The organism is Candidatus Oleimmundimicrobium sp. (genome assembly GCF_030651595.1).
In the GTDB taxonomy this organism is placed as follows: Bacteria; Actinomycetota; Aquicultoria; order UBA3085; family Oleimmundimicrobiaceae; genus JAUSCH01.
Genome location: NZ_JAUSCH010000027.1, coordinates 1 through 9,715 on the forward strand (window position 1 = coordinate 1; position 9,715 = coordinate 9,715).

At 37.8% G+C, this 9,715-nt stretch carries 11 protein-coding genes; all 11 read right to left on the reverse strand.

The annotated features are described in order from the left end of the window. Window positions 1–270: 270 nt before the first annotated feature. Window positions 271–1,017, reverse strand: a complete 747-nt coding sequence (locus Q7U95_RS01935) for a hypothetical protein (protein WP_308751589.1) — start codon at window positions 1,015–1,017, stop codon at window positions 271–273. 125 nt (window positions 1,018–1,142) lie between these two features. Further along, window positions 1,143–1,607, reverse strand: a complete 465-nt coding sequence (locus tag Q7U95_RS01940) for a hypothetical protein (RefSeq protein ID WP_308751590.1) — start codon at window positions 1,605–1,607, stop codon at window positions 1,143–1,145. A 147-nt stretch (window positions 1,608–1,754) separates the two neighbouring features. Next, entirely contained in the window at window positions 1,755–2,519 is a 765-nt protein-coding gene (locus tag Q7U95_RS01945) for a type III pantothenate kinase (protein WP_308751591.1), read from the reverse strand. 208 nt (window positions 2,520–2,727) lie between these two features. Next, window positions 2,728–3,255, reverse strand: a complete 528-nt coding sequence (locus Q7U95_RS01950; RefSeq protein ID WP_308751592.1) for a biotin transporter BioY — start codon at window positions 3,253–3,255, stop codon at window positions 2,728–2,730. Between the two features lie 73 nt (window positions 3,256–3,328). After that, window positions 3,329–4,303 (reverse strand): biotin--[acetyl-CoA-carboxylase] ligase, encoded by a 975-nt coding sequence (locus tag Q7U95_RS01955; RefSeq protein ID WP_308751593.1) that lies wholly within the window; start codon window positions 4,301–4,303, stop codon window positions 3,329–3,331. A 231-nt stretch (window positions 4,304–4,534) separates the two neighbouring features. Further along, window positions 4,535–5,374 carry a carboxylating nicotinate-nucleotide diphosphorylase gene (gene nadC, locus Q7U95_RS01960; RefSeq protein WP_308751594.1) on the reverse strand — a complete coding sequence of 280 codons (840 nt, stop codon included), beginning with the start codon at window positions 5,372–5,374 and terminating at the stop codon, window positions 4,535–4,537. Between the two features lie 8 nt (window positions 5,375–5,382). Beyond that, window positions 5,383–7,014, reverse strand: coding sequence for an L-aspartate oxidase (gene nadB / locus Q7U95_RS01965; protein WP_308751595.1), 1,632 nt, complete (start codon window positions 7,012–7,014; stop codon window positions 5,383–5,385). Between the two features lie 4 nt (window positions 7,015–7,018). Next, complete coding sequence (gene nadA / locus Q7U95_RS01970) at window positions 7,019–7,915, reverse strand: quinolinate synthase NadA (RefSeq protein WP_308751596.1); 897 nt, start codon at window positions 7,913–7,915, stop codon at window positions 7,019–7,021. 11 nt (window positions 7,916–7,926) lie between these two features. Beyond that, entirely contained in the window at window positions 7,927–8,310 is a 384-nt protein-coding gene (gene panD / locus Q7U95_RS01975) for an aspartate 1-decarboxylase (RefSeq protein ID WP_308751597.1), read from the reverse strand. 10 nt (window positions 8,311–8,320) lie between these two features. After that, entirely contained in the window at window positions 8,321–9,169 is an 849-nt protein-coding gene (panC, locus tag Q7U95_RS01980; protein WP_308751598.1) for a pantoate--beta-alanine ligase, read from the reverse strand. A gap of 226 nt (window positions 9,170–9,395) precedes the next feature. Further along, window positions 9,396–9,715 (reverse strand): 3-methyl-2-oxobutanoate hydroxymethyltransferase (locus Q7U95_RS01985; RefSeq protein ID WP_308751599.1); only part of this gene is annotated, 320 nt, incomplete at its 5' end.

The following is a 9,715-nucleotide window of genomic DNA, read 5'->3' on the forward strand; positions in this document are numbered from 1 at the left end:
CCTTTGGCTTTTTTATAAAGCCAAAACTTCCAACTACGTTGTAAGATGGATGTAACCCTGGCTCAAACAGCTTCGGCTTATTTCCTGAACAACCTATTTCTCCCTGCCTGCCGGTAGGCACGGCGCCTAAAAATGATATGGCGATTTATTCGAATTGGTTCTTTTGTACAATAAACTTATGACTTGTTGCTTATTTCCCTTATTCTATACAGCTGATAAGGGCATTCCAAAGGAACACTAGCTGCCGCAGTGCTTTATTGCCTTTATCACTTAACTTAAATCTTTAAAAGTATATAATTTCAATGGCTCCGAAAGACCTTCAATATTTACCCTTTCGCTAGACAATTCTTCTAAACTTTCATAATAATCGCTGTCTTTTGGTATTTCCTTGAAGAACTTTTCAGTAATGACAATTTTAACGCCAGAGAACAATTTTGATAATTTTTCTACTTTTGAAACTATATTAATTGCCGGACCTATTAATGTATCCATTTGTTCATTAGATAAATGGATTTTTCTAGGCGGGATTTTAATTTTAGATAAGTATCCATAATGTACCGCTATAGCAAAATCTAATTTTAAATTATTTTCTGACAAGTTTTTTCTCTCTAACTTTTGATTCCATCTTAGAAAAAATTCTGGCATTTTTTTCGATAATGATTTCAAAAAATCTATCGGGATTTTTATGGTTTCCTCGCCATGTTGATTGCTTAAAAGAGCATAATATATGCCATCACCCGCATAAATTCTATCATAAAAAATTTCCTCCTCTTTCTTCAACTCATCATATATATTTTGCACTTTCTCATAAAACAACTCTGTATATTCAGCCATAACTGGTAGCCGCTTCTCGCACCTTTGATAATAACCTTCTTTATCAGGATGACCACTTAATCGATTTAGAGCTTTTTCAGAAGGAACGTCTAACCAAGATGAAAGGGTGCCCGAATAATATGAGTAGTTTCTTATATCAATATGCAAAATAGAATATTCGTTAGAATCACTGCCTAGTGGCATAATTGTTCCCCTTTTTTCGCAAATATATTGTGTAGTTCTCCAAATAAGCGACTTTGTCGAAGCAAGTTAGGTAAAGTGCTATTGAGGTTGCTCAGTTGATGTTATGTGACATTGGCGCCATGTCTTTATTGATTAAATTCTGAATATAATTCATTCAATCTACCGCCCATACTGGAATATTTATTCACAGCTTCATTATACAAATCACACTGTTTATTATATTTACTCAGATTATACTTACTTGAATTCTCACTTTTGAGGTGAAGCTGATGGAGTATCTCTTTAAGTAAAGAAACCGTTTTTATCAGTGCCCCACAATATTCAGACAAAAAATGAGCAAAACGACTTTCTTTTTGCGTTGTGTCCTCTATTAAGCTATTGATTTGTTGGTTGCAGGCTTCCAATTCAGATAGAATTTGTTTTGCTCGACTATGTAAGTCGTTAAAATTGATTGACTTGAAAACAAATGGCAAGGGGATAATTTTCCGCCATGAAAATTTAAATACGGCATTGTGGATCTCAATATATCTACTTAAAAGTTCGTTTACTTCTACAGCAATTAATCTTAACTCATTCTTTAAGTCTGACATTTTATTTCCTTTAATTAATGATAACCATTTTGCGACTTGTTTACCAAAACCAGGTTTTGATATACCTCAAATTTTAGCATGATATCCGAGTAAATTGCATATACCTAACGAGCATAAAGCTTGTCAGCTATTCCTCAAAAAGCAAAATCAGCAATTCATATCAAAAATCTTCTTAAGCCCTTGAAGGGTTAGCGTTAAATTTATCTCATCTACAACTTCACACTTGCTAGCAAACAAGCCGGCTAGCCCCCCGGTGGCTACAACGGTGGGATTGTCTCCTAGCTCTTTCTTAATCGAGTTAACAATCTTATTAACCTGACCCACAACGCCGAACATTATCCCAGATTGTAGACTTTCTGTTGTATTTTTTCCGATAGCTTTTGAGGGTACTTTCAAATCAACTCGTGAAAGTTTTGCCGCCATTTCAAAAAGAGCCTCGGCAGATGTTTCGATACCGGGGGCAATAGCTCCCCCAAGATATTCACCTTTACTCGAGATAGCATCAAAGGTAGTAGCTGTTCCAAAATCAACGACGATAACAGGTCCACCGTAAATATCATAAGCGGCTACAGCGTTTGCAATTCTATCGGCGCCGACCTCATGAGGATTATCATAAAGAATAGGAATCCCGGTTTTTGTCCCGGGACCAACCACTATTGCTTCCAATTTGAAGATACTTTTAGCCATCTCAACTAAAGAAGCAGTACAATGAGGAACCACCGAGGAGATTATAATCGCATCGATATCTTTTAATTTTAAACCCTGCAAATTTAATAGATTGGTCAAGGTTACAGCCAGTTCATCGGCCGTTTCTTCTTTATTTGTAGAAATTCGCCAACTGCAACAAAGTTCATCTTTATTAAATACACCAAAACTCGTCTGAGTATTTCCAACATCAATAGCAAGAAGCATCTTAACCCTCCATTGATATATTTATTGTAGACATAAATAAATTATAACAGATAACCAATCAATTAATTGAGTATAAAGTATGGAATATGAGGTATAAGAAAAACCAGCAAGTTGGCCAAAGCACAGCTCCCGTACCGGGTAAACTCTCGACTAAATAAAGTAAAAAGTAAGGTCAGAAATTAGGTAGATTCAATAAACCTGCCTCTTTTTAACCAACAATGGGTTTTACTTTTTTTGTTAGGAAGGTTGCCAAGAAAGCTTTAACGATGTCCGGCCCAATGAAGGGAATGACCCCACCAAGGATTGCTCTTGTAAAATCAAGTTTTGCAACTAACATAAGTTGGAATGCTCCAACTAAATATATAATCAAAACGCCAACCATTAAAGTTAAAAATATCCTAAAGTAGCTCAAATTATTTTTATTCTCAACCAGTTTCCCCACCACGTATGCTGCTAAAATAAACCCGAATATATAGCCCCCCGTTGGTCCAACTAAAACTCCCATGCCGGAACCTCCCGCAAAAACAGGTAGCCCCAGGCAACCAAGAAAGATATAAATTAATTGGCTTAAAGCTCCAAGATTGGCCCCCAATAAAGCTCCCGAAAGCAGCACAAAGAGCACTTGAAGCGTGATAGGAATAGGACTGAATGGAATTGGAATTCTAATCACTGCCCCAACCGCCGTCAATGCTGAAAATAAAGCAACTAAAATCATACTCTTTGCATCAATTTTCATAAAATAGTCCCCTTGTTAACCAAATTTTGTAATAGGTTAACAATTATAACAAAATAAAAACCATGAAGTAAAATTATTTTTTAATAACTACATCCCCGGAGTAAATTGTACGTATTTCGCCAGAGAATAACTTCAATAATAAGCTCCCCTGCTCATTAATATCGAGCGCTTCACCCTCTATCTCTTCAGTCAAGGTTGAAATTTTCACACGTTTGCCCAACATACCACAGAGATTTTTCCACTCCGACAGCGCCTTCTCAAAACTATCTTCGTTTAAAGAAAGATAGACTTTTTCAAACTCTTTTAATATGGCTTTAAATAAAGCCACTCTATCTACTTCAGCTCCCAATAATTCCTTCAGCGTAGCTACCTTGTCCCGCAGCTCTTCGGAAAAAACCGATAAACTCAAATTTGCATTTACCCCGATACCAACCACAACAAAATTTACCTTATCCGCCTCGGCGCTCATCTCAGATAAAATACCAGCTACTTTTTTGCCATCAATAAAAATATCATTTGGCCATTTAAGAGTAACCTTTAAGCCAGTTTCGCCCTTGATAGCCTTTGCAACGGCAATTCCTGCAAGGATTGTTATCTTAGAAGCATCGATTGGAGAAATTTCAGGACGTAAAACCATGGAGAACCATATCCCGCCAGAGGGAGAAACCCACTTTCTTCCAAGTCGACCCTTACCCTTGACTTGCTTTTCTGCCACAAAAAGTGTTCCCTCAGGAGATCCTTTGGCAGCTTCATTTTTCGCTATCTTATTTGTCGAACTTATCTCATTAAAATAATAAATCTTTTTATCGAAAAGAGTTGTTTTTAGTTTATATCTTATCTCAGAAGGTAGGAGTTTATCAGGTAATTTAATCAATCGGTAACCTTGTCTCGGAACACCCTCTATTATATAACCGTCATCTTTTAGACTTTGAATATGTTTCCAAACGGCAGTTCTTGATAAAGAAAGACTCCGAGAAATATCCTCCCCGGAAACAAAATCACCCTGTTTATCCTTCAAAAAAAACAAAACCGCATCTTTTGAAGACATCCTACTCCCTTTCGCGCTTCTTGCGATATAAATAAATCAAAAACAAAAAGACGATTATTAACGTGCAAGCTCCCCAAAAGAAAAATAGTTTCCCCTGGAACAATTAATCCCAAAAAAAATATATTTTCTAATAAGATGGCCAAAAAAAGAATGCAATAACCATACATTTTAAAATAGTGAATGAATGTACTTAAAACACTCGCTTCCGTAAATTATCCTCAAATAATTATCTTATTTAAGCTCAATGGAGATATTTAAAGGGGTCGAAGCCTGAGTTATCGCTCCAACGGATATTCTATCCACACCTGTTTTGGCCACCTCTTCAACATTGTCTAGAGTTATGCCGCCAGACGCTTCAAGTATCGTCCTTCCATCCACAATTTCAACCGCTTTTTTTATGGTTTTAACATCCATGTTGTCCAGCATTATAATGTCAACACCCGTTTCTAACGCCTCTTTTACCTGCTCCAAATTCTCGGTTTCCACCTCAATTTTTTTGTCTGGACACCCTTTACAAGCAAACTCAATTGCGCGCCTAACGCTTCCAGCCCCTGCGATATGATTGTCTTTTATTAAAATCGCATCGTATAAACCCATTCGATGGTTACAGCCCCCGCCCACCTTAACAGCATATTTTTCAATTAACCTTAAACCAGGAGTTGTCTTTCTGGTATCGTAAATATCAACTTTATAAGGTTTTACTTTTTTTACAAATTTTGATGTCAAAGTAGCTATGCCGGAAAGATGTTGAAGAAAATTAAGAGCTACTCTTTCGGCAGATAAAATACCGCAAACGTCACCTTCTAATTTAGCAATTAACTGGCCCTCCTTAACTTTATCCCCATCTTTAAATTCAGCTTTAAAGACCGTTGAGCTATCAACCATCTCGAATACTTTTGCGGCAATCTCAATCCCCGCCAATATACCCGAACTCTCAGATTGAACAAATCCCTTAATCTTCTTGGTTGTAGGGAAAATTGCCTGCGTAGTAATATCTCCACAAGTACCTAAATCTTCTTTTAAAGCATTGTTTATAATTTTCTCTAATTCCTCTTGATGTGTTTTAATCATTTTCACCACTAAACTTTAGAATATATGGGTGTCTCAAGGCCCCGTTTTAAAATTATGTGCTTTTTCCATTTAGAATCATCGTTTTTAGGAAAATCACTTCGAAAATGTGCTCCTCGGCTTTCTTCTCTTATCAAGGCCGCTTGGGTTATTAATTTTGCCACAGTAAGCATATTCTGAAGTTCAAATCCGCCAACTTCATCAAATTTAATTTTGAAAATTTCATTCTCTAAACTGGAGATTTTTTTAAGAGCTCCCCGAAGCCCTTCTTTTGTGCGAACAACTCCAACAAACGAAGTCATTATTTCACGTAACAGTTCCTTGTGTTTATCGACGTCGACATCTTTTTTCTCCCCGGAAAAATCATAAGCTAAATTAATATTAAAAATACTTTCTTTAGATATCTTGCCAATATCATCCTCTAATATTTTGCATATTCGTCTGCTAAAAACTAATCCCTCTAAAAGAGAGTTGCTGGCCAATCTATTGGCCCCATGAATACCTGTACAAGCTGTTTCGCCACTTGCATACAGACCAGGCAAACTTGTTCTTCCAAAAGTATCCGTCTTAACTCCTCCCATCATGTAATGAGCAACGGGCGAAACCGGAATCATGTCTTTCCCAAGATTAAAACCACTCTTTTTGCACCTTTTATAAATCATTGGGAATCTCTTTTTCAATTTTTCGACCGATATATGAGTAGTATCCAGATAAACATGGTCTTCCCCACATCTTTTCATTGCCTTAACAATTTCTCTTACCACAATATCCCTTGGAGCAAGCTCGGCTAAGGGATGAATCCCTAACATAAATCTATTTCCCGCACAGTCCCTTAAATAAGCCCCTTCGCCTCTTAAAGCTTCGGTAATTAAAAAACGGGGACTCTCTTTATCATATAAACCCGTTGGATGAAATTGTATAAATTCCATGTCGCAAACCCCCGCCCCGGCACGATAACCCATCGCTATACCGTCACCGGTCGCTACCGACGGGCTGGTCGTAACCTTATAAAGCTGCCCACATCCACCAGTAGCCAAGATAACCGCCTTCGCAAAATAAACAACGGGATTTTTCTCTCCAGGCTCAAGAACTATGGCGCCAATACAACGGTTTTTGTGGGTTAAAAAATCTAAAACAAAGGTGTTTTCTTTAATTTGAATGTCTTGGCAAGACTTTACTTTTGAAACTAAAGTTGATTGAATTTCGCTTCCCGTTGAATCCTCAGAGTGAAGAATCCTGGATAAAGAATGGCCTCCCTCGCGAGCAAGTTCAATTTTGCCGCTTAGCGCTTTGTCAAAATTAACACCAAGCTTTATTAAATCATCAATGGATTCACGGGCCTCATTTACCAGCGCCTTAACAGCTTCGGGGTCACAAAGACCAGCGCCTGCTTTCATTGTGTCTTGATAGTGAAGCTCAGGAGAATCTTTCTCGCTCATTGCGGTTGCAACCCCGCCTTGGGCATACCATGTTGCCGTCTCTTTGAGCTCGCCTTTAGTAAGAAGAGTTACTTTGTACTTTTGATAACTTTTAATAGCCGCGGTCAAGCCAGCAATTCCGCTTCCGATTATTAATAAATCAGATGACCGTTGCTCTAAATCTTTTGTATTAAAACCAATTAAATAACGCGGGATATTCTTCAAATCATCATCCGCTTATCTCTATCATTTTATTTACCGCTCTTATAGCTTTTACCCTTATTTCTTCCGAAACAACAACTCTGGGTTCCAAATTTTTAAGAGATTTTTCCACTTTGTCAAGCGTAGTAAGTTTCATATCTTTGCAAATTGCCCCATCTATTTTTATGAATTTTTTTTCAGGATTCTCTTTTTGTAAACGATAAACCATTCCCACTTCTGTTCCAATGATAACCTCATTGGCTGAGGTTTTTTTCGCAAACTTAATCATCCCGGATGTGCCTAAAACCTCATCGGCTAAAGCAAGAACACTCGGGCGACATTCCGGATGAGCTATAAAAACAGCGTCGGGATAATTTCTTTTAAGTTTTTCAATCTGACAAAGTTCTACATCATCATGGATAGGGCAACAACCATCCCAAAGAATTATCTCCTTATCCGTCTTGGAAGCAACATAACTTCCAAGGTTTTTATCCGGCACAAAGATAATTTTGTCATAATCCCGCAACGAATTAACCACCGCCAACGCATTCGCTGAAGTGCAACATATATCACTTTCGGCCTTTACCGCTGCAGGAGAATTTACGTAACAGACCACAGCGGCATCCGGATGCTCTTCTCTCTTTTTCTTCAAAGCTTCAACAGTAATCATATCGGCTAATTGACAACCTGCGTGAGCATCCGGAAGCAAAGTGATTTTTTCCGGGCTTAAAATATTGGCCGTTTCCGCCATAAAATAAACCCCGCAAAAAACTACAACCTCTGCATCGTCTTCTGCAACCCTGCGAGAAAGATCCAATGAGTCGCCTATATAATCAGCTATGTCTTGAATCTCAGGGGGCTGATAATTATGCGCAAGGATAATCGCGTTTCTCTCTTTTTTTAGCTGTTTGATGCGTTCTTCCAATATTTTTTCTCCTAACAAGCATCAAATGTTATTTGATAGTCTTCGACATCGACTATGCAATTTTTCTCATCGACATGAACGGTCTTGGGCATCAGTTTCTTTGCTTCTTTATCATCAACCATTATATACGACAAGATGATAATTTTGTCTCCTTTATGCACTAAACGCGCTGCAGCTCCATTTATGCATACGGTACCCGAACCAGCCGGTCCCGCAATAGCATAAGTTTCAAGCCGTGAACCGTTAGTAACATCAACCACCTGAACCTTTTCGTGATTTAGAATATCGGCAGCTTTGAGAAGATTCTCATCAACAGTTATGCTCCCAACATAATCTAAATTAGCTTCAGTAATTGTCGCTCTATGTATTTTGCCTTTTAACATCGTCCTAAACACAAACTATCACCTAATTTCCTTCAACCACAATGTTATCAATTAATCTTGCCTTCCTCACTCTTGCCGCCAAGGCAATCAACACTTTTCCCTTTATCCCGGAAATCTCCTGTAAAGAAATAATATCACAGATAGATAGGTATTCTAAATTAACTAAAGGTTCCTTTTCAAATAATTTTGTCATTGACTTTTTTATCTTCGCTGAGCTTCTTTCACCATTTTTTACCATTTCCTGGGCTAAGATAAGCGATTTATTTAAAATAAGAGCCGCTTCTCTCTCTTTGGGCCCAAGATATTTGTTGCGAGAACTCATGGCTAAGCCATCTTTATCTCTTACGGTTGGAACACCAACTATTTGAACGTCGAAGTTCAAACCTTTAACCATTTTCTTAAGGACTACCAACTGTTGATAGTCCTTCTCACCAAAATATGCAAAATCAGGTTTAATTATGTTGAAAAGTTTGGAAACAACAGTGGCTACTCCTTGAAAATGACCAGGCCTCTTGGCTCCACAAAGAACCTTTGTTATCTTTTCAACGTTTACATAAGTTAAACGTTCTCCCGGATACATTTCTTCAACACTCGGCAAAAATAGATAATCAACTCCAGCTTCTTCCGCCATCTTTGAATCATTTTTTAAATCTCTGGGATAAGCCTCAAAATCTTCAGAGGGGCCAAATTGAGTGGGATTCACAAAAATGCTTGTAACTACCACGTCACAGTCTTCCTTTGCTTTATGCATCAAAGAAAGATGCCCCTCGTGAAAATATCCCATCGTCGGAACAAACCCTATTCTTTTACCGCTCTTTTTTTCTTGGTTTAAGGCCGCCCTGATTTCTTTTATGGTTGTAATTGTCTTCATGAATCACCCTTAAGTCGGTAGTCTACCTAGCTTCCAGCCGCCAATCTCCAGCACAAAAATTAATAAATAAGAATGAAAAACTATAATATAAAATTAAAAATGCTTTTGTACTATTTTTGTTTTTTACTCTTTACCACTTGCCAGATTTTTATTCATACATCGTTTGTTTTTCCTGGTAGCTGACAACTGACAACTGGTGACTTTTTCCCTTTTACCCTTTCTTTTACTAATGAAATTCATGCTCTTCGGAGGGGAACTTGCCCGTCTTCACTTCCGATATATAATCAGATACCGCTTTCTTCATCTCACCGCTTAATTTCGCGTACTGCTTAACAAACTTCGGCACAAATTTATCATACATTCCTAAAATATCTTGAGTAACTAAAACTTGCCCGTCACATTCACATCCGGCCCCAATCCCAATAATGGGAATCGAAACCGCTTTGGTAATATCTGCCGCAAGTTCTTTGGGAACACACTCCAATACAATTGAAAAAGCACCTGCTTCCTCAAGAATTTTTGCATCTTTAAGTAATTTTTTCTTTT